Origin of the sequence: Pontibacter roseus DSM 17521 (assembly GCF_000373265.1) — a bacterium.
Lineage (GTDB): Bacteria > Bacteroidota > Bacteroidia > Cytophagales > Hymenobacteraceae > Pontibacter > Pontibacter roseus.
This window is the reverse complement of sequence record NZ_KB890765.1, coordinates 1-25,117: the sequence shown is the minus strand read 5'-3', so window position 1 is coordinate 25,117 and position 25,117 is coordinate 1. Positions and strand designations below refer to the sequence as shown.

22 protein-coding genes and 1 rRNA gene are annotated in these 25,117 nt (G+C 51.8%); 10 read left to right on the top strand and 13 right to left on the bottom strand.

Annotated elements, in window-relative coordinates:
- Nucleotides 1-7: 7 nt before the first annotated feature.
- Nucleotides 8-979 (bottom strand): arginase, encoded by a 972-nt coding sequence (gene rocF, locus B051_RS0111560; RefSeq protein ID WP_018478358.1) that lies wholly within the window; start codon nt 977-979, stop codon nt 8-10.
- A 172-nt stretch (nt 980-1,151) separates the two neighbouring features.
- On the opposite strand from rocF, the gene B051_RS0111555 reads away from it, so the two are divergent.
- The 3 genes from B051_RS0111555 to B051_RS0111545 all read left to right on the top strand — a co-directional run bounded on the left by B051_RS0111555 (nt 1,152) and on the right by B051_RS0111545 (nt 3,797).
- Entirely contained in the window at nt 1,152-2,546 is a 1,395-nt protein-coding gene (locus tag B051_RS0111555; RefSeq protein ID WP_018478357.1) for a type III PLP-dependent enzyme domain-containing protein, read from the top strand.
- Nucleotides 2,547-2,635: 89 nt separating this feature from the next.
- Entirely contained in the window at nt 2,636-2,797 is a 162-nt protein-coding gene (locus tag B051_RS22470) for a hypothetical protein (protein ID WP_018478356.1), read from the top strand.
- Nucleotides 2,798-2,933: 136 nt separating this feature from the next.
- Nucleotides 2,934-3,797, top strand: coding sequence for an SDR family oxidoreductase (locus B051_RS0111545; protein ID WP_018478355.1), 864 nt, complete (start codon nt 2,934-2,936; stop codon nt 3,795-3,797).
- A gap of 132 nt (nt 3,798-3,929) precedes the next feature.
- Here the strand turns inward: B051_RS0111545 and B051_RS0111540 are convergent, their stop codons facing one another.
- Complete coding sequence (locus tag B051_RS0111540; protein ID WP_018478354.1) at nt 3,930-4,466, bottom strand: D-glycero-alpha-D-manno-heptose-1,7-bisphosphate 7-phosphatase; 537 nt, start codon at nt 4,464-4,466, stop codon at nt 3,930-3,932.
- Between the two features lie 116 nt (nt 4,467-4,582).
- Here B051_RS0111540 and hemG point away from each other — a divergent pair, with 116 nt between their 5' ends.
- The 6 genes from hemG (at nt 4,583) to B051_RS0111510 (ending at nt 11,454) form a co-directional block, all read left to right on the top strand.
- Entirely contained in the window at nt 4,583-5,929 is a 1,347-nt protein-coding gene (gene hemG / locus B051_RS0111535; RefSeq protein WP_018478353.1) for a protoporphyrinogen oxidase, read from the top strand.
- 17 nt (nt 5,930-5,946) lie between these two features.
- On the top strand, nt 5,947-6,681 hold the full coding sequence (locus B051_RS0111530) for a polyprenol monophosphomannose synthase (protein ID WP_018478352.1): 735 nt from the start codon (nt 5,947-5,949) through the stop codon (nt 6,679-6,681).
- 149 nt (nt 6,682-6,830) lie between these two features.
- Nucleotides 6,831-7,784 carry a TerC family protein gene (locus B051_RS0111525; RefSeq protein ID WP_018478351.1) on the top strand — a complete coding sequence of 318 codons (954 nt, stop codon included), beginning with the start codon at nt 6,831-6,833 and terminating at the stop codon, nt 7,782-7,784.
- A gap of 811 nt (nt 7,785-8,595) precedes the next feature.
- Complete coding sequence (locus B051_RS0111520; RefSeq protein WP_245539614.1) at nt 8,596-9,705, top strand: bifunctional 3-deoxy-7-phosphoheptulonate synthase/chorismate mutase type II; 1,110 nt, start codon at nt 8,596-8,598, stop codon at nt 9,703-9,705.
- A 378-nt stretch (nt 9,706-10,083) separates the two neighbouring features.
- Complete coding sequence (locus tag B051_RS21215) at nt 10,084-10,953, top strand: hypothetical protein (protein WP_026236349.1); 870 nt, start codon at nt 10,084-10,086, stop codon at nt 10,951-10,953.
- 177 nt (nt 10,954-11,130) lie between these two features.
- Entirely contained in the window at nt 11,131-11,454 is a 324-nt protein-coding gene (locus tag B051_RS0111510) for a DUF3817 domain-containing protein (RefSeq protein ID WP_033316879.1), read from the top strand.
- A 162-nt stretch (nt 11,455-11,616) separates the two neighbouring features.
- Here B051_RS0111510 and B051_RS0111505 read toward each other — a convergent pair whose 3' ends face one another.
- Both B051_RS0111505 and B051_RS0111500 read right to left on the bottom strand, forming a co-directional pair.
- The gene (locus B051_RS0111505; protein WP_026236348.1) at nt 11,617-12,615 is read right to left on the bottom strand and encodes a bile acid:sodium symporter family protein; all 999 of its coding nucleotides are present in this window, start codon (nt 12,613-12,615) and stop codon (nt 11,617-11,619) included.
- 163 nt (nt 12,616-12,778) lie between these two features.
- Nucleotides 12,779-14,755 (bottom strand): biosynthetic peptidoglycan transglycosylase, encoded by a 1,977-nt coding sequence (locus B051_RS0111500; protein ID WP_018478346.1) that lies wholly within the window; start codon nt 14,753-14,755, stop codon nt 12,779-12,781.
- Nucleotides 14,756-15,130: 375 nt separating this feature from the next.
- Here B051_RS0111500 and purB point away from each other — a divergent pair, with 375 nt between their 5' ends.
- Nucleotides 15,131-16,483: an adenylosuccinate lyase gene (gene purB / locus B051_RS0111495; protein WP_018478345.1), complete on the top strand. Its 1,353-nt coding sequence runs from the start codon at nt 15,131-15,133 to the stop codon at nt 16,481-16,483.
- A gap of 75 nt (nt 16,484-16,558) precedes the next feature.
- On the opposite strand, the gene B051_RS0111490 is transcribed toward purB, so the two are convergent.
- The 9 genes from B051_RS0111490 to rrf form a co-directional block, all read right to left on the bottom strand.
- Nucleotides 16,559-17,206: a hypothetical protein gene (locus B051_RS0111490; RefSeq protein ID WP_018478344.1), complete on the bottom strand. Its 648-nt coding sequence runs from the start codon at nt 17,204-17,206 to the stop codon at nt 16,559-16,561.
- A 94-nt stretch (nt 17,207-17,300) separates the two neighbouring features.
- On the bottom strand, nt 17,301-18,083 hold the full coding sequence (locus B051_RS0111485) for an NAD(P)H-binding protein (protein ID WP_018478343.1): 783 nt from the start codon (nt 18,081-18,083) through the stop codon (nt 17,301-17,303).
- Nucleotides 18,084-18,127: 44 nt separating this feature from the next.
- Complete coding sequence (locus B051_RS0111480; protein ID WP_018478342.1) at nt 18,128-19,276, bottom strand: glycosyltransferase; 1,149 nt, start codon at nt 19,274-19,276, stop codon at nt 18,128-18,130.
- Complete coding sequence (locus tag B051_RS0111475) at nt 19,276-20,250, bottom strand: glycosyltransferase family 2 protein (protein ID WP_018478341.1); 975 nt, start codon at nt 20,248-20,250, stop codon at nt 19,276-19,278. The genes B051_RS0111480 and B051_RS0111475 overlap by 1 nt, the downstream gene beginning before the upstream one ends.
- A 4-nt stretch (nt 20,251-20,254) precedes the next feature.
- Nucleotides 20,255-20,773 carry a DUF4199 domain-containing protein gene (locus tag B051_RS0111470; protein WP_026236346.1) on the bottom strand — a complete coding sequence of 173 codons (519 nt, stop codon included), beginning with the start codon at nt 20,771-20,773 and terminating at the stop codon, nt 20,255-20,257.
- A gap of 27 nt (nt 20,774-20,800) precedes the next feature.
- The gene (locus B051_RS0111465) at nt 20,801-21,310 is read right to left on the bottom strand and encodes a DUF4199 domain-containing protein (protein WP_033316857.1); all 510 of its coding nucleotides are present in this window, start codon (nt 21,308-21,310) and stop codon (nt 20,801-20,803) included.
- A 61-nt stretch (nt 21,311-21,371) separates the two neighbouring features.
- Nucleotides 21,372-22,643, bottom strand: coding sequence for a dihydroorotase (locus B051_RS0111460; RefSeq protein ID WP_018478338.1), 1,272 nt, complete (start codon nt 22,641-22,643; stop codon nt 21,372-21,374).
- Nucleotide 22,644: 1 nt separating this feature from the next.
- A complete protein-coding gene (locus tag B051_RS0111455; protein ID WP_018478337.1) occupies nt 22,645-24,663 on the bottom strand; it encodes a BatA domain-containing protein in 2,019 nt (672 codons plus the stop codon).
- A 226-nt stretch (nt 24,664-24,889) separates the two neighbouring features.
- Nucleotides 24,890-25,001: ribosomal RNA gene (rrf, locus tag B051_RS0111450) — 5S ribosomal RNA — on the bottom strand.
- Nucleotides 25,002-25,117: the final 116 nt, after the last annotated feature.

The window sequence follows — 25,117 nt, the reverse complement described above, 5'->3', positions numbered from 1 at the left end:
AAAAGAATTAATGTATAGCTGTTTTATTGAATTCTCGGTGTAGGATGGCGTCGGTGGCTGTCTCCAGTATGTCAAAGGCGTTCTCGGCCATGGTGTTCTCAGTGTCGAGCGTCGGGTTGATTTCGGTCATCTCGTAGCAGACGATGCGCGGGTCCTGCAGCAGGTGGTAGTTCAGCTCCTTGGCCTCGTCCACCGTCAGCCCCACCTCCACCGGCGTTCCAGTTCCTTTGGAGAACTTGGAATCCAGGCTGTCCACATCAAACGATACGTAGATAATGTCGCAGTCGCGCAACCGTTCTAGCGCTTCCATGGCGATTTGCTGCGGTCCCTTTTGGCTAAGCTCAGCGTAGGTGAAGTTCTTGATGCCGTGCTTCTCCATGAGGTAATCTTCCGGTTCCTCGGTGTCGCGTACCACGATGTAGACCAGGTGCTCTGGCTCCAGCTTCGGGCCGGGGTAACCCAGCTTCTTGAGCGAGTTCCAGAAGAAAATCGTCTCCGGTTCCGGGTCGTTTATCTGCCGTTCCAGGTTGTCGATGTTCAGGGCCATGGCCAGCGGCATGCCGTGCACATTGCCCGAAGGGGAGGTATAGGGCGAGTGGATGTCGGCGTGTGCGTCCACCCATATTACGCCCAGCATCTTGTCAGGGTAGGCAGCCTTGATGCCGGCAATGGTGCCGTGGGCATTGGAATGGTCTCCGGAAAGCACCAGCGGGAACATGTCGAGCTCCAGGGTGTGCTGCACGGCGTTGCTGATGTTCTTCTGCACCGCCAGGATGCTGTCGATGCGGTGCGCGTTCGGGAAAAGGTCCTTTTCGAATAAGGTATAGTTCAGGTCAGGAACGCTGACAGAGTTGAATCGCTTGAAATAATCACATCCTTTGTCCCAGCAGGCCACCCGCAGCGCATCCACCCCCATACTCGCCCCGCGAGTACCGGCTCCCAGCTCCGAGCGCACTTCTATCAGTTTGATTTTTTTCATAGGTAGTTGTTGTTCTGGTTCGGCTCTATCTGCAAAATATAAAATTATTACCGCGTAAAAGAGCCTAATAGGAATATTTTCCTGAACGATTCATATAATTTAAACCAAGTTTTTGCAAAGATGGTAAATAACGAACAATATTGCATGTTTTCTTAAGCGCACAACCCTTAGAATGGATAAATACACGGACCTGATTCACCAGACTTTTGACTTTCCCACAGAAGAATTCACTGTAGAGAACAACGAGTTGCTCTTCAACGGGATTCCGCTGATGGACATCATCAACAAGTATGGCACTCCTCTTAAATTAACATACCTGCCCAAGATAAGTTCTCAGATTCAGAAGGCAAAGCGCCTCTTCAATGAGTCGATGGAGAAGCTGGACTACAAGGGCACCTATACCTACTGCTACTGCACCAAGGCCTCGCACTTCTCGTTCGTGATGGAGGAGGCCCTAAAAAACAACATCCACATCGAGACATCGTCGGGCTACGACATGCAGATAGTGAGGGCCTTGTACAAGAAGGGCAAGATTGACAAAAACACCTACATCATCTGCAACGGCTTTAAGCGCGAGCGCTACCGCCAGTGGATTACGGAGCTCATCAATGACGGCTTCGTGAACTGCATGCCCATACTTGACCACCTGGGCGAGATTGACTACTATAAGGAGCACGTGAACGTGAAGACCAAGGTAGGCATCCGCCTGGCATCAGACGAAGAGCCTAAGTTCGAGTTCTATACCTCGCGCCTGGGCGTTCGCTACAACGATGTGATTGACCTGTATGAGCAGCAGATAAAACCGAACGATAAGTTTGAGCTGAAGATGCTGCATTACTTCATCAACACAGGTATAAAGGACACCTCATACTATTGGTCGGAACTGAGCCGTTTTGTACACAAGTACTGCGAGGTGAAGAAGGTATGCCCGGAGCTCGATACGATTGACATCGGCGGCGGCTTCCCTATCAAGACCTCCATACAGGCGGACTACAACTACCGCTACATGACCGAGGAGATTCTGCGCACCATCCAGCGCATCTGCCGGGAGGAGGGAGTGCCGGAGCCGAACATCTTCACCGAGTTCGGCATATTCACCGTGGGCGAGAGCGCAGCCAACATCTACTCTATTTTGGATGAGAAGCTGCAGAACGACAAGGAGCTGTGGTACATGATTGATGGCTCGTTCATCACGAACCTACCGGATGCCTGGGCGCTGAACCAGCGCTGGCCGCTGCTGGCCATCAACCACTGGGACAAGGAATACCGTAAAATACAGTTGGGCGGCATGACCTGCGACAGCCAGGACTACTATAACTCCGAGATGCACTCGTTCCAGGTGTTCCTGCCGAAGCAGCCGAAGAATGAAAAGCTCTACATCGGCTTCTTCCACACGGGCGCCTATCAGGAGCAGTTGAGCGGGTATGGCGGCATCAAGCATTGCCTCATCCCGTCGCCGCAGCACATCCTGGTGGACCGCGACGAGAACGGAGAGCTCAAGACCTGGCAGTTTGCGCCGGAGCAGACCTACGAGTCGATGCTCAACATTCTGGGGTATGAGATTTAGGCCGGTTGGCCACAAATTTTCGTATACTATTTTGCATTTATAGTAAAAATTGTATTTTTGACTTACTATCTTTTAATCAATATTCTACCATGAAGAAATTAGCAGCATTCGGCGCATTCATCCTGGCTTTGGGTATGACTTCCTGCAAGACATACTGCCCAGCTTACAACTTCGCCAGTGTGGAGGTGCAGACCGAGCAAACCGCCCCATCCTCTGACATCACTGGAACAACTGAAGTTATCAAAGGCTAATCCTCTTCACGGATTACCTACCGATATGAAAAAAGCCGGCCTAGAGCCGGCTTTTTTGTTTGGTTGCTACGGGTACTATGCCATCCCACAGGATTTGCGTATAGAATAGTTCAGCAAACAGAAAGGAGCACAACACATGAAAATTGGAATAACTGGAGCTACAGGGCAGCTTGGACGCCTGGTGGTAGAAGAACTCAAAAGGAAAGTCGCAGCTAACGACCTTGTGGCGCTTGTCCGCACGCCGGAGAAGGCGGCTGATTTGGGCGTTGAAGTACGCGAGGCTGATTACGATGCGCCCGATACGCTCGAACGCGCCTTGCCAGGTATAGACGCGCTGCTGCTGATTTCGGGAAGTGAAGTGGGGAAGCGTGCCATCCAGCACCGCAACGTGATTGAGGCTGCCAAGAAAGCCGGCGTAAAATGGATTGTCTATACCAGCCTGCTGCACGCCGATACCTCCTCCATCAGTCTGGCGGCGGAACACCGTGCAACGGAGGCAGCTTTGAAAGAATCAGGAATCCCGTTCACGTTCCTCCGAAACGGCTGGTATACCGAAAACTACACAGGCTCTATACCTGGTGCGCTCGGTGCCGGTGCTTTTATCGGCAGCGCAGGCGAAGGCAGGGTTTCTGCCGCCACACGCGCCGACTACGCCGAGGCGGCGGTTGCCGTTTTGACCGGGTCAGGGCACGAGGGCAAAACCTACGAGCTGGCTGGCGACGAAGCCTTCACGCTCCGCGACCTGGCCGACGAGATTTCACGCCAGACGGGGAGAGACATTCCTTACAAAAACCTGCCCGAGGCTGATTATGCCGCTGCCCTCACCAGCTTTGGTCTGCCCGAGGCATTGGCGCAAGCCATTGCCGGCTGGGATGTGGCTGCCTCCAAGGACGTTTTGTATGATGACAGCCGCCAGCTTTCCAAATTGATTGGACGGCCAACGACTGCTTTATCCGTCGCTGTAGCTGATGCGCTTAAGAGTGCCTCGACTCCTCAGTAAGACTTCCGTTGGAATCGTACTTATTCAGAGCTTGGGCGAATACTTGAAGGAGTTCGTTCTGACTTCATGCATTGCTATACCTCCTCGTTGGATATCTAGAGCATTCCTGTTCCGCATCAGGTAACCGGGATGCTATAGCTTCCCCTTTCGCACCTCATCGTTTTCTAGTATCAGCTGCGCTGCCTCCCATAGGTTATGCACTTGGTAGGTATAGCTGTTGGGTTCATATTTGTCTCCTACCATGATGGTGGGAACGCCTACTTTTTCGGCGGCCTGCAAATCTCGCTCCGAATCGCCGACCATCCAGCTCTGCATAGGGTCAATGCTATACCTGGCTATGGCCCGCTCCAGCATCAGGCTGTCCGGTTTGCGAGACAGGGATTCGGAGAAAGCGGGGTGAGAAGGCGCGTAGTAAAGGGCATCCAGCAGGTGATTGCAGCTATTCTGCAGTTTCTGGTGACAGGCCAGCACATCGGCTTTGGTATACAGCCCTTTGGCCACACCGCCCTGATTTGTAACCACAACCAACAGGTAACCGTTCTGCTTTAAAAGCGCCAACGCTTCCGGCACGCCCGGAAGCACCTCAAAATCTTCCAATCTGTAGGTATAGTCTCCTCGCTCACGGTTGAGAACACCGTCGCGGTCTAGGAACACGCACTTCTGCTGCATACATTGCCATTAGGTTTGGGCGCTAAAATTAGGATTATTACGTTTGATATGCACATTGCCTGCCACAATAGTGCCGGCGACACCCTAAAATACAACAAACAGGAGCATCAGGAAGCATGAGAGTAGCCATTATAGGAGCAGGGATATCGGGGTTGGCACTGGCCTATTACTTGCAGAAGATGGGCATTGCCTACGACCTCTTTGAGGCGGGCCAGGAAGTGGGAGGCAATCTGCGCACCATCCGCCAAAAAGGCTATGTCATGGAGCTGGGACCTACCACCCTGCAGATGAGCGAAGAGTTGCTCGAACTGATAACAGAACTGAAACTAGAGTCGGATTTGCTTCCGATAGCCCCTCGCAGCAGCAACCGCTATGTGCTGCACAACGGAAAACACCAGAAGCTCCCTTCCTGCGCCAAGTCCTTCAAGTCCAATAATTTATTCTCCTGGGATACAAAATACAGAATACTGCAGGAGAGGCAGGTGCCGCCCGCCCAGGTAGAGAACGAAACTATCACGCAGTTCTTTGAGAGGCGCTTTGGCCCTGAGGTGGTAGACGTAGCCATCGCCCCTTTGGTGAGCAGCCTGTATGCCGGAGACCCGGACCAACTGCTGGTCAGCAAGGCGCTCCCTTCCCTAAAAGAATTCGAGACAAGGTATGGCTCCGTACTGAAAGGGCTGATGCACAGAAAAAACAAAGGGGTATTTCAAAAGCATTTTTCGTTTAGCAACGGGCTGGACACGCTTCCCAACGCCATCGCCAGAAAACTGATATCGATGCACCTGGAACACCAGGTAGAGTGCATCACCCGCAGCCAGGGTAAGTTCATCATCAGCTGTTCCAACAACGGCGACCACGACACCGAAGAGTATGACAAGGTGGTGCTCGCCCTGCCGGCGCACCAGGCGGCTGACCTGCTGGAGTTCACCTTTCCAGGTATGGCGGCCGCCTTGCAGAACATCAACTACCCACCCATGGCGGTGGTGCACAGCGTATACAACCGGGCTGAAGTCGGTCATAGCCTGAAGGGGTTTGGTACGCTGAACTCCAGGACAGAAGGCACCTTCACGACCGGCTCCATCTGGACCAGTTCCCTCTTTGGCGGGCGTTGTCGTACCCATGAGGTAATGATAACCTCGTTTGTAGACGGCAGCCGCTGCGCTCCGGACCTGCTCGCCGATGAGAAGCAGGTGTTGCGGCAAGTGCATGAAGAGCTCCGTGCTACGCACAACATCACAGCGCTCGCCCCTGTTTTCCAGCACATGCACCTGTGGCACCACGCCATGCCGCAATACGACCTGTACATAGAGGACGCACACCAGATGGCCTCACAGTTGGAGAACGAGGGGCTGTACATTTCCGCCAATTGGGGAACAGGCGTGTCTGTGCCCAGCTGCGTGCGCCAGGCAAAGGAACTCGCCAACAAAATTAATTCGGAAGCGCCCTTCACGCTCAATAGCTGAATAGCTATATTTGCAGCATGAATGACTCGTTGGTGATTATACCTACCTTCAACGAAAGGGAAAACATTGAAGCTATAGTAAGGAAGGTGATGTCACTGCCCCACCCGTTTGAGCTGCTCATCGTGGATGACAGTTCCCCGGACGGCACCGCCGATATCGTGCTGCAGCTACAACAGGAGTTCCCGGGGAGGCTGCACCTGGAGTCGCGAAAAGGCAAACTGGGTCTGGGCACGGCTTACATCCACGGGTTCAAGTATGCCATCCGGCAAGGTTACCGCTTCATCTTCGAGATGGATGCCGACTTCTCCCACAACCCCGACGATTTGATTAAACTATACCATGCCTGTGCAGTGGATGGGTATGACATGGCCATTGGGAGCCGCTACGTGCAAGGTGTGAACGTGGTGAACTGGCCTATGAGCCGCGTTCTGATGTCGTGGTTCGCAAGCCTCTACGTGCGCCTCATTACAGGTATGCCCATCGCTGATACCACGGCTGGCTTTGTGTGCTACCGCCGCAAAGTACTCAAGACCATACAGCTCAACAAGATACGCTTTGTGGGATACGCCTTCCAGATAGAGATGAAGTTCCTCACTTTCAAGTATGGCTTCAAGATAAAGGAGGTTCCCATCATTTTCACGGACCGCACCAAGGGGCAGTCTAAGATGTCAAAAGGCATTTTCAAGGAGGCGGTGCTGGGCGTCATCCGGATGAAAGTCAACAGCTTCTTCCGCCACTTCGACCGTTACTAACAGCCATTCCTATACCTTACCTCCCCGGAGCAGCCCCATAAATTATTGTCCCTGTCGCTGCACAACCCGATATAAAACATTTAACTTTACGGCTATAAGTACAACTATGCCTGCCAGTCAAAAAGGTATGGCAGCATAATTTATATCTTATGGATGACATCACGTTTTGGGTACTTTTCAACGCATTTATACTGCTGCTGCTGGGCCTCGACCTGTTCGTGTTCCACCGCAAGGAGCATGAGGTGAAGATAAAGGAGGCCCTGCTTTGGAGCGGCTTCTGGATTCTGCTTTCGCTGGCCTTCAACTTATTGATCTACTACTGGAAGGGACCTGCTCCCGCCATGGAGTTCCTGACGGCCTACCTCATCGAAAAGTCGCTAAGCGTCGATAACTTGTTCGTCTTCATCCTGATTTTCAACTTCTTTAAAGTGCCGCAGCAGTACCAGCACAAGATTCTGTTCTGGGGCATCATCGGGGCCCTGGTGCTGCGGGCTATCTTCATTCTGGTGGGTGTGGCGCTGATTGCCAAGTTCCATTTCATCATCTACATTCTGGGCGCCTTCCTGGTGTACACTGGTATCAAAATGGCTTTCACAAAGAGTGACGGAGAATTACATCCAGAGCAGAACCCACTGATTGTGTGGGTGAGCCAGAAGCTGCGATTTACCAAGACTGCCGTGGGCGGCAAGTTCTTCACCCGCATTGACGGCAAAATCTACGCGACGCCGCTCTTCCTGGTGCTCATTATGGTGGAGAGCACCGATGTGGTCTTCGCCGCAGATTCTATACCTGCCATCCTGGCTATTTCCAAAGACCCTTTCATTGTCTATACTTCCAACGTGTTCGCTTTGCTGGGTTTGCGCGCCCTGTATTTTGCCCTGGCTGGCATCATGCAGCTCTTCCATTACCTGCACTACGGCTTGTCGCTGATACTGGTGTTCATTGGCGTAAAGCTGCTGCTCAGCGACATCTACCACTTAGATATGCGCATCGCATTGTTGGTAGTCGGAGCAATCCTGACTGTGTCTATCGTAGCCTCGCTTCTGTTCCCTAAAAAAGAAGCTGAGCAGCTCCCGCAGCCACCGGATGTAACTCCAAAATAAGCTTATTACTGAAGTCCTTGCTTCTTGATTTCTGTCATGTTTCAAAGCCTCGCCCAGCCGGCGAGGCTTTGCTTTTTCTGGGTGTAAGTCGAGAGTTTCTACCCATCAAGCAGCAAAAAAAGCTAAGTTGCTTCTAACTTGTTGACCGCTCAACCAGTGGGGCGTAATCAGGTGCACCTGGCGGATGCTATACCTCTGTGGCTGCTGTGGTGAGTAGGACTTGCTATACCTGCTCACGCTCCTGTCATTCCGACGAAAGGAGGAATCTGTTACCATACCTGCCGCCGGTGCGAGCGCAGCGGGAACGGGCGGTGAAGCCAGCCGGTATGCACTTAGCATCTCCCTAGCTTCCTCACTCACCGGCCTCGGAAAAGCCGCATCTGCGCTGGCGCTGGATGTGCGGCCGGGAGGGCATGAGATTCCTCCTGTCGTCGGAATGACAATCTGGAGTACTTGTCTTTATCAATATTCGTACAGGGGATTCCCCTCCTCGGAGCGTTGGAACAACACGAGCTATACCAACAACAGGATTAAAAGAAAGACGCTTCAGTTGCAACACTCAAAGACTACTATTCCAAATTTTCATCAAATAATTTGCTTTCCTAGTTTTTAATGACTTCTATTGCATTACAATTGAAGAAAATGATTTTATCTAACGCCTATATTTTTAAGAATTCACTGAAGGTGCCTCTCTCGGGGCTTCGGCGGTAAATCTTTGTGCGTTATGTAAAACAGAACATACCCAGGTACCTAAGGAGCCCCGCCACAAGCGGGGCTTTTTTTGTTTTAAAGCGATACAAAAACCAATACCATGAGTACAGTAGCACCAAGTAGCATGCACCTGGCCGGCCAAAGCAGCCAACTAGCCAAGAAGACACGCCCTGTCGTGATAGCAGGGCCGTGCAGTGCCGAGAGTGAAGAGCAGATGTTGCAAACGGCCCTTGGCCTGAAGCAGGTGAAAGGCGTCTCCATTTTCAGGGCGGGCATCTGGAAACCCCGCACGCGCCCGGGGAGCTTTCAGGGTGTAGGCGCCATTGGGCTGGAATGGCTGAAAACGGTTCAGCAGGAGATAGGTCTACTTACCGCTTGTGAGGTGGCTACCGCCGCACAGGTTGAACAGGCTTTGAAAAATGACGTGAACATTCTGCTTATTGGAGCGCATACCACTGTGAGCCCTTTCCTGGTGCAGGAGATTGCGGACGCCCTGAAGGGGGTACAGGTACCGGTACTCGTGAAGAACCCCGTGAACCCCGACCTGCAGTTGTGGCTGGGTGCGCTGGAGCGCCTGCACCAAAGCGGCATAACCGAATTGGGAGCCATGCACCGTGGTTTCTCCACACTGGACAGCGCTCCGTACCGCAACCACCCCAAATGGGAGCACGCGCTGGAACTGCGCAGAATGGTGCCCGAACTGGCCATGTATTGCGACGCCAGCCACATTGCGGGTCGTAGAAGTCTGCTGCGCCCGGTGAGCCAGCGCGCATTGGACCTGGGCTACGACGGACTGATGGTGGAGTCGCACTACAACCCAGCGGTTGCCCTCAGTGATGCCCAGCAGCAGATAATGCCACAGGAACTGCACATGTTGTTGCAGGCCCTGAAGCAGCAGAACAACCTGACAGAGAAAGAGAAGCAGGGAGCTCAACTGGAAAAGCTGCGCAAGGAGATTGAACACTTGGACGATGAACTGCTCACATTGCTTTCCCGAAGAACGAAAGTCACAGCGCAGTTAGGTGCCCACAGCAAAGCGGACGGTATACAGGCTACACCGGACCCCGTTCGCTGGGACCTCGTACTGGAAAACCTCTTGCTGAAAGCCAGTTCCGCTGGCGTAGACCAGAACGTGGTGAAGACTATTTTCCAGGAGGTGCGGTCCCAATATGCCCGCACCCACCTGTACAACTACGGTATGAGTTCATAAAGGCCGTGTAGTTGCAGAAGCAACAGTAAACGCTTGTGGCAACCTCTGAAATGGAGCTGCCACAAGCGTTTTTGTTTTATATCTGTCTACATCTCTCTCAGTATACATGCTTCCTCTATTCTCCCCGAGAACTTCTCTGTTCCACCTGATTTATTAATATCAACAGGTATAGCTATGCTTAAAATACTGCTAACAGCAGGAGCTTTACCACACCCTATCAAAGTATAAACATCATAACAATTATTAAAAATATTTTTATAATTATATTTGAATATTCAAATTATTTGAAACTATTTTGCAATACATAAGTTATAGATAATACATTAAATAATGTATATATAATCATAAAGCAGTATTAACTAAAACCCTTATAACTCCATGAAGAAATTTTATACTATCGCCACGGCGCTACTCCTGGTAGCCGGTTCATTCACAAGCTGTACTAAGGACCTAGATGAGGTAGGTTTGAACGCATCGGCTACAGAGGCTGCTAAGATAAATGCACAGGCCAGTAAAAAAGCAACCCCATCACTTTCATTAAGCTTTTCAGAATCGCCAGTTGTAGTTGGTACTCCGGTAACCATTATGTATTCAGTTGGCGCTCCTGCAGACGGCGGAGCAGCTCCGACAAAAGGCACTCTAATTCTACAGCGAGCCAAGCTCAGCGAGACAGGCGCCTACACAGATGTGGCCACCGCTGCTTACTGGGAAGATGTGGTGACAACACAAGTTCAAAAAACAGGTACCAGCTTTACACATACCTACACACCTGATGCGACTGGCACCTTTGGCTGGCGGGTAAAATATGCCGGAGGCGGGCAAGATTTTGAAGGCACTGAATCCGCCGCTGACATTGTAGTGGTAAATCCATGCACGGGAGCAACTTTGAGCACTTCACTTGTAAGTGCCACTCCTGTGGAAGGCGGATTGACCGAATACAAAGTAGCTTTAAAACTCTCTTCTTGTGCTGCTTATGCCAACGTGAAACTGCAGGGTGGCATCTCTGCTACCCTTGAAGGCAGCGTATCAGCTGTGTCAGCCAATGGCGTAGCCGGTCAGATAGATTATAACAATAGAAATGCTGTAATCTCCTGGAAGAACTTGAACGTGACGGATTCCTACAGCAATACCTTCTATGTGACCTTCCGCAAGTATGCCAAGGCCGGCGAAGGACTAACAGGAGATTGGACAGCTAAAGTTGGGGAAGAAACAATTGCCAGCTCTCCTGAATTTTCTCTGAGCAACTAAAATTACCAACAAACTTATTTACAAGCGGCTGCCCTACAGGCAGCCGCTTTGCTTTTCAGGCAATTGGTCTTGAGTAATCTGTTGTCTGCCGCAATTTATTGCATTTCGTTGGCACGATTGCGGTGGCTCTGCTGTTAAGTGGTAACTTTGCAGCAGAACATCACCAACCTTAGTTATATGAGAACCCCTATTTCCCGTTTGCGCACCATCGGCCTCTACGAAGGAATTTCATACCTCTTACTGTTAGGTATAGCCATGCCGCTGAAATACATGGCCGGCATACCTGAGATGGTGAAGTATGTAGGCTGGGCACATGGTGTGCTGTTCGTTTTATACATGCTCTCGGTGTTGGAAGTGACGCTGGCGCACAACTGGTCTATCAAGAAAATAGCGGCGGCGGTTGTTGCCTCCCTGCTCCCTTTCGGACCGTTCATTCTGGATAAGCGACTGCTCAAGGATGAGGAAAACAAGAAAGAAGCACCTGTTAGACAGGTTGCCTAGATATTACCGCTCAACTCTTAGCCAAGAACATCAGAGTGGCTGCAGGAATCCTGCAGCCACTTTTCTTTTTATATAAGTTCAAAAGGTAAGCTCAGGAGTTTGAGAACACCGAACAACAATCAGGTATAGGCTATACCTGGTACAGATTCAAATCGGTAGTTGTTACTCGCCTTTCGCCTCCAGACCAGCGCGGCGTGCCAAGGATTGGGCAATGACGCTGGAGGCCAGCAGCTGCAGCGCATGGTATAGCATAATGGGCAGCAGGATAATCCCGACCATATTGGCGTCCGGGAACAGCACTTTCGACATCACCGTGCCATGTACCAATGATTTTTTGGAGCCGCAGAAAATAGCTGTAATCCGGTTCTCCCGATTGAAGCCAAACAACCGACTGACAACATGCAGTATGCCGTACACGGCAAAGAAAAGCACGAGCATCAGCATACCTAGCAGCAGGATGTCCAAGACGCTGTAGCTGCTGAACATGTCGCGGGCGAAGGACTCGCTGAAGGAGGTATAGACGATGATGAGGATGATGATTTGGTCGAAGACGCGCAGCTGTTTTTTGTACCGTTCGGCAAAGCCGCCCCAGAAGCGGTGCAGCACAATGCCCAGCGTCACCGGCAACAGCACCTGCAGCACCAGCTTGCCCATAATCTGCCCCATGTCAAAGTTGCCGGAGCCGGTCGCTAGGTATAGCCCCATCCAGAGCGGCGTCAAGAATACCCCTATCAGGCTGGAGATGCTCGCATTGAAAATGGCCGCCGGAATGTTGCCTCCCGCAATGGACACCATCACCACCGAAGACGACACCGTGGAGGGAAGCGCCGCCAGGTAGAACGTGCCCAGCCACAGCAGCTCCTTGGAGGTGCCCGCAAAGAGCGAGTGCAGCGGCATAATGAGCAACGGGAAGAGCAGAAAGGTAGCAAACTGCACCACCAGGTGCAGGCGCCAGTTGCTGAGGCCAGCGCGCAGCTTTTCGGGGCTCAGCCGCAGGCCATAGAAAAAGAAGATGAGCGACACGCCATAGTTAGCCACATCGCCCAGCGAAATGGGCTCCCTATCCATGCCACCTTCCGGCCACAGGTAAGCCAGCCCTATCATACCTACCATCGCTAACAGAAACCAATCGAAGCCCGCCCGAGCCAGAAGTTCCTGCACACCCAGCCGCTTCCTTGTAGGAGCTGCCGCATCTCGCTTTTCCGGATATTCAGGAGGAAGAGGTGTGTTCACGGTGCTTTGATTCTGTCTATACCTGAAAAAATAAATGCAGAACGGCCACCGCACAGGCTGCGGGTGGCCGTTCTGCTATAACTGTCACTTGTTAGAAATCCAGCAGGTCAATGGTTTGGAGTTCAAACTCGGTAGTGTCTTCGTACTCGGCATCCGGTGCCGTGACAATCAAATCGCGTGCTCGTCCATACAACCGCACGTTGGGTTGCAGGTTGTCATATTCTTCCTGCGATATGAGCCCGCGCCGTGCCATGATGCCGCCAATCAACCTGTAATACCCACCTTTCCAGCTACGCAGATTTCCATAGCTGTCAAACGAGGAGCGGTAGCGTTTCGGACTCGGGATGATGCTGGTCAGGAAGATAGACTCGGCGAGATTGAGCTCGGACGGCTGCTTGCCAAAGTAAAACCGGGAGGCATCCTTGGCTCCATATACATCCGGACCCCACTCAATGATGTTAAGGTATATCTCGAACATGCGGTTCTTCGAAACGATGTCCAGGTTCTCCATCAACCAAACGATGATGGCCTCCTCTACCTTACGGGCCACTGTTTTCTTGCGTGTCAGAAACACGTTCTTCACCAACTGCATGGAAATGGTGCTGCCGCCGCGCACAAAGTCCCCCTTCTTCAGGTTGACGGCAATGGCCTGCCGGAAAGCTTCCTCATGAAAGCCGCTGTGCTTGTAAAAACCGGCGTCCTCGGCCGTGAGAATGGCATTGCGTAGGTAAGGCGATATCTGGCTGATAGGACTGTAGAATGGATTTGCAGGCCCTACCATGAACGTGCGGACAGGTTTGCCATACTCATAGACCGTGTGCATGAAAGGCCCTTTCAGCTTCTCGATATTCGCCTTGCCCCACTGCACCACCCGGAAATTCTCTGAGGCATCCAGGTCAGAATCGAATACGACCCGCTCTACACTGTCCATGTTCACGTGAAAGTTCATCTTGTACTGCAGCTTTCCCTCTGCCCGTATACCTTCCAGACTCTCAAAAAGCCCCACCGGCAGGGATTCAAAGAAATCATTGGCGGGAAGTGCCTCCGTCTTCACTTTCAGGTCAATTATTTTGGAACCGGCGTTATTGTAAGACGCATACATGTTGGCCTTTGCCCGGTTCACCCGCACTTCCGTCAGACTGTCCACTACAAACAGGTTGCGACCGAGGCTTACCACATAGTTCACGGCGCCTTCCTGGACATAAATGTTCTCATCGGCCAGCTTCTCGTGGTTCACCACCAGGTTGTTGACCATGGCACTGCCCCGCACCGTAAGCCTGTCCTTACGGTAAGTCTTATCATTCAGTCCCAGATGCAGCGTATCGAAGGCCACCACGGCACCCACTCTTTCCTGCACGTAAGGCAGACGTATACTTTGGTTTTCCGCTGCATACAGGCTGGCCTTGATGTTGTACTGGCGGGCGTCAATGGTGCCTTTCACCAGCATGTTGTTGATGAGCGAATCCGTACGGACAGAGACTTTCGAATCAATCTTGCCATCCTCAATGGTCAAGTATGGCATCCGGATGTCGATGGTGCGGTTCGTAGAGGTATAGGATACACTCAGGTTGCTGAAATCCACCTGGTCGGGCACGTTGTCAAAGGCGGTTTCGAGCACGCGGTTCAGCAGCTCACCGTAGTTCCGGGCGCCGCTAGCGGTCGTGTCGGTCGGCTGGGCTGCCGCCTCGTTTCGGAACAGGAAGGAGAAGTTGTTCTGGTCGCCCCGCTTCACGGCAGTCAGGTTGCCTCCATCCACTTCCAGCCTCCTAAGCACAATGCGACCCTTGAAGAGTGAACGGAAGCCTACGGATGCATGTACGCTGTCGGTCCGGAAGAGCGTGTCCTGGCCGTGTGGTACGAGGGAAATGTCACTCAGCACAACCGATGTCAGGTCTGTGAACTGAGCTTTCCCAATGGTGAAATCAACAGGGTATTTGTTCTCCACTTTCTCCACCACGCGATTGATGGTGTAGTCCAGCAACCTGGACCTGAAGGCGAACAAGGAGACTATGAGTATCAGAATAAGAGCCAGAAATACACCCAGCCCTATCAGTATGCGTTTTTTCAATCGTTGGTTCAAAATATTCGGATGCGAATTACGCTAATAAGATGAAGTATCAAAATATAGCACCTATATAATATAGTGCTAATCTCCATACGTAGTTCCGTGCAATTTGTGTTATTCAACTCGCATACGACCACAACCTATTTTAGATGCAGTCGGGCAGCAGGAGTTACCCCGCATCTGCAAGCACAGTGCCAAACCGTTCATCTGCAGAGCCTTGTCTTCTACAACAGGTGAAAAACCACTTACGTTCTCTAGTTTCCACACATGCCTATACCTTGGCCTGGAATACGGCCGACACAAGTATGAAATCCTTTCTGCTTTTTGGCTTCCTGAGGCAATCATGCTTATCTTTGGCCTAAAGCAATATTCCTTTTCATGAACCTGACATCACTCACTGCCATATCCCCGGTAGATGGCCGCTACCGCCGCAACACCACTGAACTTGCCGCATATTTCTCTGAATTTGGTCTGATTCGTTACCGGGTGCTGGTGGAGGTGGAGTACTTTATCGCGCTCTGCGAACTGCCTTTGCCGCAACTGAGTGAAGTGCCCGCCAACCTTTTTGGCGACTTGCGCGCCATTTACGAACAGTTCACCGAGGCAGACGCGCTGCGCATCAAGGAAACGGAGAAGACCACCAACCACGATGTGAAGGCAGTGGAGTATTTCATCAAAGAGAAATTCGATACGTTGGGCTTAGGCCAATACAAGGAATTCATTCACTTTGGCCTGACCTCCCAAGATGTGAACAACACGGCCATCCCGCTCTCCCTGCGCGAAGCCGATGAGCGTGTGCTGATGCCACTCTACCAGCACCTGCACCAAACGTTGGTGGAACTGGCCCAGCAGTGGAAGGCCATCCCGATGCTCGCCCATACCCACGGACAGCCTGCCTCCCCTACCCGACTGGGCAAGGAGATTATGGTGTTTGCCGAGCGTATGGAGGCGCAGCTGGCACAGGTGCGCCAGGTACCGTTCTCAGCTAAATTCGGCGGGGCCACCGGTAACTTCAACGCACACCATGTGGCTTACCCTAACGAGGACTGGACGTCTTTCGGCAACCGCTTCGTGCAGGAGACCTTGGGCCTGCGTCGCAGCCAGTACACTACCCAGATTGAGCACTACGACAACCTCGCCGCCTATTTTGACGGGCTCAAGCGCCTCAACACCATCCTCATCGACTTCTCCCGCGACGTGTGGCAGTATGTGTCCATGGGCTACTTTAAGCAGAAAATAAAAGCCGGCGAGGTGGGTTCCTCAGCCATGCCGCACAAGGTCAATCCGATTGACTTTGAAAACGCAGAAGGAAATCTAGGTATTGCCAACGCTGTGCTGGAGCACCTGTCGGCCAAGCTGCCCATCTCCCGCCTGCAACGCGACCTCACTGACTCCACGGTGCTCCGCAATGTGGGTGTGCCGCTGGCTCACATCCTAATCGCGCTGAAGTCGCTGGAACGCGGGATTGGCAAATTGGAGCTGAACGAAGCCGCCCTGCGCCACCATCTTGAGGAAAACTGGGCCGTGGTAGCCGAAGGCATACAAACCGTGCTGCGCCGCGAAGGCTATCCTCAGCCTTACGAAGCGCTAAAGGACCTGACCCGCAAGAACGAGAAAATCACCGAGCAGGCCATCTCCAACTTCATTGACACGCTGCAGGTGAGCGAAGCGGTGAAGGCTGAGCTCAAGAAAATCACTCCTTATACCTATACCGGCGTACAGTTGGTGTAGAGAGAAAATCAGTACGTAAAAAAGCCTCTGCTGTAGCAGAGGCTTTTTTACTCTTTTTTAGAACCAAACTTCTATTTACTGATATTTACTCGGATAGGGAACGCTGCGGGCCATGATACGTCCATTGGTCAGTACCATCGCCTCACCGGCATCGTTGTAGAGCGTGCAGTTGAACACGGCTTCTGTCTCGAACTGATAGATTTTGCTCTTTATAGCCTGGTGTTGCGTCACCTCAAATCGGCTGGCAGTCTGGTCCTGGCTGCCCTTGTTGGTAGCCCAATCAATTCCATGGGCATCGGTGTAAAGTATCACTACTCCGGTTGCATTAGGGTCGTTTGTATCTTTCGCAAAGGGATATTCACCCACTCGGTATAAACCCCGCATATAGGAATCGTTGGCAGAACAGGTGGTGGCATGCCGCTGCAGCGTCACTTGGAAGGCATTTTTCAGTTTTGTGTTGGCCTTACTCAGCTCGCTATACCTCCCGATAATCATGGAGGCAGCATCCAGGCAAAATCCGGTTCCTGAGGTTTTTCCTGCAGACCCAAAGCTGGAGTAACCATCTTTCCCTTCCTGCAAAACCACTGCGTTGCCATCCAACTCCGCCTCCAGGACATACCTATCATCCAAGCCTTCGTGATACGGCTCGTCTTCTTCTTTACTGCAGCTACTGAAGCTGAATGCGGCTAATAGAACAAGTGTCAGGATTCTCAGTGTTTTCATGAGGACTTATGGTTTTGTGGAAGGTATAGATTAAGTATTGCCTATATACCACAAAATTAATACCAGCTTGGGCCTCGGAATCTAACAGATAGGTCTATACCAGCCGTAACTCGTGGCGGATAAAGTAATCCAGCGTGAACCTCGGGTTGGCTGGAACAGTCGTGTTCTGCTCCGTGCGCGGCACCAGTTCATACTCTCCTTCATTGAAGGGCCGGTAGAAATGGATATTCTCCTGGGAGTAGGGCAGTTGGGAGTAGGGCACCCCTACCCGCTCCGCCAATTCAGCCATGCTGTAGTCCCGCTCCCCCAGCAGCTCATCCACCGTTACACCTTCAAAGCTCCGGTGCTGCAGGTATACTGCCGCCACATGGGCTATTTCATAAGATGAAATGTAAGGCAACTTTACATGGGGCAGGTAGGGCGTGTTGATGCCCCAGTTGAGGTTCTCGAAGAAGTTGGCGCAGCGCAGGTGCTTCACGGCTATACCTGACACCTTGCTCAGTTCCTGCTCAAATCGAATCAGGCTGGTATAGTTCCCGCCGCGTTTCAGCGTAGCGTTGCTGATGTTCACCACATGGCTTACGGGGCTGTCTTGCAATAGCTTTATCAGCCGCGCCGCAGACGCTTCAGGAGCGGCCAACGCGGTATCAGGTACTGTGCAGAACAAGCCTGTGGCTCTGCTCAGGCTGTCACGCAGGAAGCCGTCATCGTGAAAGTCTCCTTCCAGCAAGTTCGCGCTTCCCTCAAAAGCACGCAGGCGCGATGTATCCCGTGCCACCAGCCCAACGGGTATTCCTCTCGTTATGAATTCATGTGCTACTTTGCCGCCTAGATTGCCGGAAGCGCCAAGCAGCAGGGTATAGTTTTCTTTCAACATAGTACAAGTTTGTTGGAGAAGGATGCCACTAGAATTTTGCTGGGTTACAGCCTTACCCGCTCTGCCAGTTCATACACCGCCTGCACAAACCGGCTCCAGCTGAAGCGTTGCTTGTATCTGCTGATGTTCTGGGCGTATGGCCCTGCCTTGCCAGAGGTATGGAAATCAAGAATGGCCTGCGCAATGGCCTGCGGCTGCGGCTCCACGACATAGCCTACTTCCCCGTGCGGCACCAGTTCCGACAATCCGCCCACTTTCGTCACCACCATAGGCTTGTCGAAATGATAAGCGACTTGCGTCACACCGCTTTGGGTGGCTTGCTTGTAAGGCTGCACCACCAGGTCGGCGGCGCAGAAGTAGTGGCGGACCTCCGCATTGGGTATGAAATCGGTGCGGAGCACCAGGCGGTCCTGCAGTTGGAGCTTTCGGATGAGCTCGTAGTAAGGCGCCGCCTCTTCGTAGAATTCTCCAGCGATAAGCAGCTTGATGTCTGTCCGTGCCTGCAGCGCAGGCTCGGACATTGCCTGCAGTAGCAGGTCCAGCCCCTTGTAGGCCCGTATGAAACCGAAGAAAAGGAGATAGCTATACCTAGAATCCAAGCCTAATGCAGCACAGGCTGCTTCTTTGGTCTCCGCCTCTCCAAAGTTATCGTAGAGCGGGTGTGGCAGGTATACGTTGGGCTTAGTAGGCTCAAACTTTTCCAGGTCCTGTTGCACCGAGCGTGACAAGGTGATGAAACCATGGCAGGAGCCAAGGAAGTATTTTGTAAAAGGGGTGTCGCCGGGGCGTTTCTCGTGCGGCACCACGTTATCGGTGATGGCCAGGATGCGGCTATACCTGTTGCGCCGGATAATGCGGGCGATGGTACCCAGCGCCGGCCCCATAAAAGGCAGCCAATACCGGAAAATGACCAACTCTGGCCGCTGCCTGCGGATGTAATTGCCTGCCTTAATCCAACTGAGCGGGTTGATAGAGTTGATGAGCACCTTAATGCGCAGCCTCGGAGGGGCAGGTTCATCGGAGTACTGGCTCTTGCCAGGGAAAAGAAAGGAAGGGTACTGCAGGCTGAACGTCACGATTTCTACCTCGTCCCCCGCCTCCTGAAAAGCATAGGCCAGCCGCTCGTTGAAAGTAGACATGCCCCCGCCCCGCAGCGGATGAGCAGGCCCCACAATCACCACGCGCCTGGCCATTATTTCTTAATCAAGCCTACCCGGTCCCGAATCAAGTACTCGTTCCTGCGGCTGGAGGTCATGCTCACCATCTCGGCCAGGAAACCGGCCAGAAAAAGCTGCACACCCAGTATCACCGCCACTAATGACAGGTAGAACAGCGGCTGGTCCACCACGTCACGCACACGGCCATTGGGGTATAGGCCGAACACCTTTTGCACAATCATCCAGATGGTAATACCCAGACCAACCACGAAAGAAAGCGTGCCCAACGTACCGAAGAAGTGCATCGGACGCTTCTTGAAACGACTCACAAAGGTAATGGACAGCAAATCCAGGAAACCGTAAACGAAGCGCTCCAACCCGAACTTAGTGGTGCCATACTTGCGCTCCTGGTGCTGTACCACTTTCTCGCCGATGCGTGTAAACCCGTTCCACTTGGCGATTACAGGTATGTAACGGTGCATCTCCCCGTGCACCTCAATGCTTTTCACCAACAGCTGACGGTATGCTTTCAGGCCACAATTGAAGTCATGCAGCTTGATGCCCGACAGCTTTCGGGTAGCCGCGTTGAAGAGTTTGGTAGGGATGGTTTTGCTGACAGGGTCAAAGCGCTTTTGTTTCCAGCCCGAGACCAAATCAAACTTCTGGTGCTTAATCATGTCATACAGACCGGGAATCTCCTCCGGGCTGTCCTGGAGGTCTGCATCCATGGTGATGACCACTTCACCGGTGCAGCGCTTGAAGCCCTCGTTAAGAGCGGCCGATTTGCCGTAGTTGCGATTAAAGCTTATGCCTTTGACGGTATTGTCATCGGCGCCAAGCTCTGTAATCACGTCCCAGGAACGGTCAGTACTGCCGTCGTCCACCAGGATAAGTTCGTAAGTGAAACTATGCGCGTGCATCACGCGCCTAATCCAGTGTACTAACTCAGGCAGTGATTCCTCCTCGTTGAAAAGAGGAATCACCACCGATATATCATAAGGGTATTGCATGTTTTTACTCAAACTCCGGTCGTGCGTTCTTCATAACGGCCGCAACGATGAGCGAAATGATAAAGCCTATAATCAGGTAGCCTACAATCGACCACACAATCATCATGGCCGGGCTAGAGAAGGATTCGCCCATCGCAATGGCCTGTTCAATCTGCTCATCGCTCATGCCTCTTCCTTCCAGTTCTACGCGCTGCTTCTCCATCATGGTGTCACGGTAGCCTGGGTCAATGAAAGAGGTATACACGAACATGAACAAACCACCCAGCACACCAAATGCCAGCGATACCAGGGTGCCTATGCCCAAGCCTTGGCCATAGGACATGTAGCCGTAGTTGATGCGCTTGTATTCTTTCATGGCCAGCACCATGGCCACAATCAGTATCAGGTAGCCTAAGGAGCCAATCCAGCCGCTCACATCCAGGCCGGCAATAAGCAGGATAGCAGAGAAAACGACAGATACTAAGGCGCCAAGCAGGCCATATTTTAGAGCCACAGAGCTAACGGAGGGTTGGGTTTCAGTCATGTTGATTGGTTGGTTAGGTTAGTGAAATTATTTTCTGAAAAACACAGCGGCAACAACTGAGAATATCAACCCTGCAAACATCCGACTCAAAAAATCATATGTCGCCAACATACTTGGTGTAATGGTGTCTAAATCCTGGTACGCCTGCTCAAAGTTCCGCTCGCCCAGCAACTGTATCTGTTGTTCCTTCGTCTCGTCCAGCAATGCCCGCATTTCTGTCACGTGCTGCTGCACGAGTTCCGGTCCCGCCATGTAAATCAGCAGGTATACCAGCATGGCTGTGCACAGGGCGGTATAGAAGGAGATGGCCAAAGCCACCCGCATTCCTCTCCAAAAACCGATTTCCGTATCATGGAATCCTTTGAAGTACCGCAGCCCCAGGAAAATAAAGACAGGCAAAGGAATGTAGGTGAACCGGCCCGCCTCACCAAATGGGTTGTAGCCCAGCAGGTATAGCGCCAGAAAAAAAACAAAACAGGCCACGCCGCACAGTACGCCATAGCGCACCCCTACTCTTACTATCGCTTGATTCAACATCTGTATTTGCCTACTCCCGGAGCAGGTAAGCTACCTGCATGGAAATATAGCTATAAATATATTAAAATGAATGATTCAGCACCAGTTGTTCTTTGTTGATGATGCCGATTACCTTCCCCGTCAGCTCCTGCCCCAAGAAAGGCGAGTTTTTCGACTTTGACTTCAGGCCAACCTCTGTCGGGGTCCATTTGAGATGTGGGTGGAAAAGCGTGAGGCAGGCTTTCTCGCCTTCTGCTATACCTGGCATAAGCAGGCGCAAAATGTGACGCGGTGCCGCTGTCAGCTTGCTGATGATGGTTTCCAACGACACAGCGTTGGCCAAAGCCGTATTCGCCACAGCGAAGGCTGTCTCTAGGTTGATGATGCCAAATTCAGCTAAATCAAACTCTAGTTTCTTGCTCTCCGTGTCATGCGGCTGATGCGCCGATACCAGGGCATCAATGGTTCCGTCGTGTAGCCCCTGTTTGATGGCGGCTACATCCTCACTACTCCTGAATGGGGGGGATACTTTGAAGTTCGTGTCAAAAGCCGATATGGTCGCATCGGTATAGGCAACCTGATAGCTGGCTACGTCACATGTTACCTGCAGGCCCTGTGCTTTCGCTTGGCGTATAGCCTCTATTGCTTGGGCACTGGACACTAGGGAGAAATGCAGGCGGCCACCGGTGTAGGCCAGCAGTTGCAAATCACGTGTCACCATCACTTCCTCTGCCAGCGAAGGTATACCTTTCATGCCGAGCCGGGTGCTTGTAATTCCTTCGTGCATCTGTCCGTACTCTGTCAGGCGCGTATGCTCGGGACGGTTCATCAACAGACCATCAAAGGGCTGCAGGTACTGAAGGGCTTTCACAATCACTTCTGCCCCTTGCAAGGGTTTGGTGCCATCTGTAAAAGCGACAGCGCCCGCCCGCTGCAGGTCTATCATCTCCGTGAGTTCTTTCCCTTGGGCGTCTACCGTCACTGCCCCAGTTGGGAGCAGGTTGACCGGCAGGTATGCTGATTTTGTTCGCAGGAAATTGATGGCGCCTTTGCTCTGTACTACCGGTTGCACATTAGGGAGGCACAGCACATCTGTAAACCCTCCCGCCGCTGCGGCCTCAGCCAGTGATTCTATGTCCTCTTTGTGCTCCAGTCCTGGTTCCCCTACCGAAGCATGCATATCCACCCATCCTGCCGACACACACATACCATCCAATTCAAGGATTTTATCCGCCTCCCGGCTGTCAGGTCCGATATAGGCAATCATGCCGTCCTGTATCAGTATGTTCTGGCGTTGTAAATGGAAGGCTGAAGTAAGATGGTATATCTGGACTGCTTTGAGAAGTATCTTCATGTTAGAGGAATCTGATTAGAGCTATTTCTGCCATCAAGAAAATCAGACACAATATTAGACAATATTTCCAAAGCTTGACGCCAAAAAATCGTTTTTCGAATTCCCCCTTGACAGAAAAGGCATCACCATATTCGTACACATGCACGTTCTCGACGCCGGCTCCTATAAAGTTCTTTAAATCAGCAGGGCTATACTGTTCCAGAAACGATTCCTGCTTGTCGTAATTGAAGGCGAACGTAGCGACAGTCTTTCCATTAAGTCGCAAATCATAAAACCCCGCCTCTCCCATGTCTGTAGGGGTATTGAGAATCAAGCGCCCGCCACGCACCTGCTGCTCTGGTATGTATTCCGCACTGTCCTTGAAGAGCTTGTATATACCTTCACTTCCCGGATTGGCGGCTACAGGTATACTGATTGTGCTCCCGTTCAAACGGTAGGCAATCTGACTTTCCTGCTTATAACTGCTAATCGCAAGGCGGTACATTACTGGCACAAACAAGGCGTGGCTGACCAACTCATTCTGCGAAGCTGTAAGCGGAGCAGCCATTAGGTATACCTGCCCCTGTCCCCTATCAAATTTGGAAAGGTAGGGAGCCCCTCCTCTAAACTTCAAAATATCTGACGATGACCTTGACCAAAACAGACTCCTGACAGCAGCCGGCATCTGCATTTTGGTATCGTAATCCGAGAAAATGGTTTTGAAAAAAGGATTACTTTGCTCAGGAGCCAATAAAGCCGTCTTGGAAGCATTATCTGCTACAGCGGTATAGGAAGCAGGTATGGAGAGGGCCTGCAAAAAGGCAGCGTAACTGCTTTGTTGACTGGAAGCTCCTGGAATCAGCACCACTGTGCCACCACGCTGTACATAGTCTGCTACAGTCGAAACCAGGGCAGACGGGATTTCATCGAGCCCTTGTAGCACGACCATGTCAGAGCTTCCCAACTTGGAATAGTCAATATTACCTGCTGTAAAACGGGTAGTCTCGAACATTGGCTCATTGCTGTAAAGCCTTTGCAGGGGACTGTTGCTATCATCCGTGACTTCTGTTAACCTTATTTTACCAGAAGGTACAAGTGCGAAATAATAGGCATTGTCAAACTCCACAGGATAATCTTCTACCAATATGTACGCCTGCTTTGTACCAGTACCACGGAAGCTGAAGCCAATGGTTGCATCTGTCGCCTGATTGGCAGGTAGGTCAATACTTAGCGCAGCTATTTGCTGCTCATCAATCACCAGCTTCAGCGGGCAATCTTGTATGGCCTCATCGCCAGCATTGTACACCCTCACATGTAACAGAGTTTCGCCTCCGGGCCTGATGAACTCGTCTTCCAGGTATACAGAATCCACGAAGACATTCACGATGCCGCTGGCCTTTAAAGGCAACAGATGGTACTGCTTTGTACTGTCCAAGCGGGAGAACATACCTGGCTGGAAAGAACTGCGCTGAAAATCAGACAGCACGAAAACATGTTCTGAAGAAGGCGATGCAGGAGAATATTTAGCAAGCTGTGGCACCCCTGACTTCACAGAGAAATCAACTCTATCCAATGTAGCCAATGCATCAGCACCGGTGACCGTAGCCGCACGATTAGAATTTATATTAGTATTGATACTGACAACGGCAGTAGATGGGAAAAGGTTGAGCACTTGCTTGGCTTGATCAACAGCCACAGTGAGTAGTGACAAATCCTCCTCCTCATGAATATTTTGCATGCTGAGGGAATTGTCAACAGCTATAGTGACCTGGGAAGTATGAGTAGGAGTCCCCATCTCAGAGGCTGGCAAAAATGGCTGCGCAAATGCAAGAACCAGAAATATTATGAAGAAGATTCGACAAAGCAGAATGAGTATTTCCTTCAGATTACGTTGACTTGCTGTTAAATCTTTAGATACCTGTATAAACTTCACATTACTGAACTCAATCCGCTTGGCACGCCGCAATTGAATTAGGTGCAGTATAACGGGTATAGCTACAGCCGCGAGTGCTAGCAAGAAAGTAGGATATGTGAAAGCCATGCAAACAAGTTAGATAGGATGTATTTAAAAAGCAACGAGTAAGCTGCTCCATTCCATACGCTATGCTTGCAAATAGGATAAAGAATTGATAAGACAGGAGAGATGACGAGCCGATGTCAGAATGAAAACCGGTTCTATCAAATTTCCCCCCCTCGCCCCTGCTACTTCTTTAAACGCGGACGGCCCCCGCGTCCATGTCGGATGCGGGGGCCGTCTCGTCTGTTGGGGTTGGCGGCCACCTACTCTCCCGGGTGTGACCCCAGTACCATCGGCGCAGCCGGGCTTAACTTCTCTGTTCGGGATGGGAAGAGGTGGACACCGGCGCCATAGCCGCCATTGTCTTGGCCCGGTTTCTGCGCGGGCGCCAATGGCTGATAAAGCTCTTTTACGTTTTGACTAGCTGGGAGAGAAAAAGCAAGGGTTTGCCAGGGGGCGGGCCGGCTCTGACCGGCCG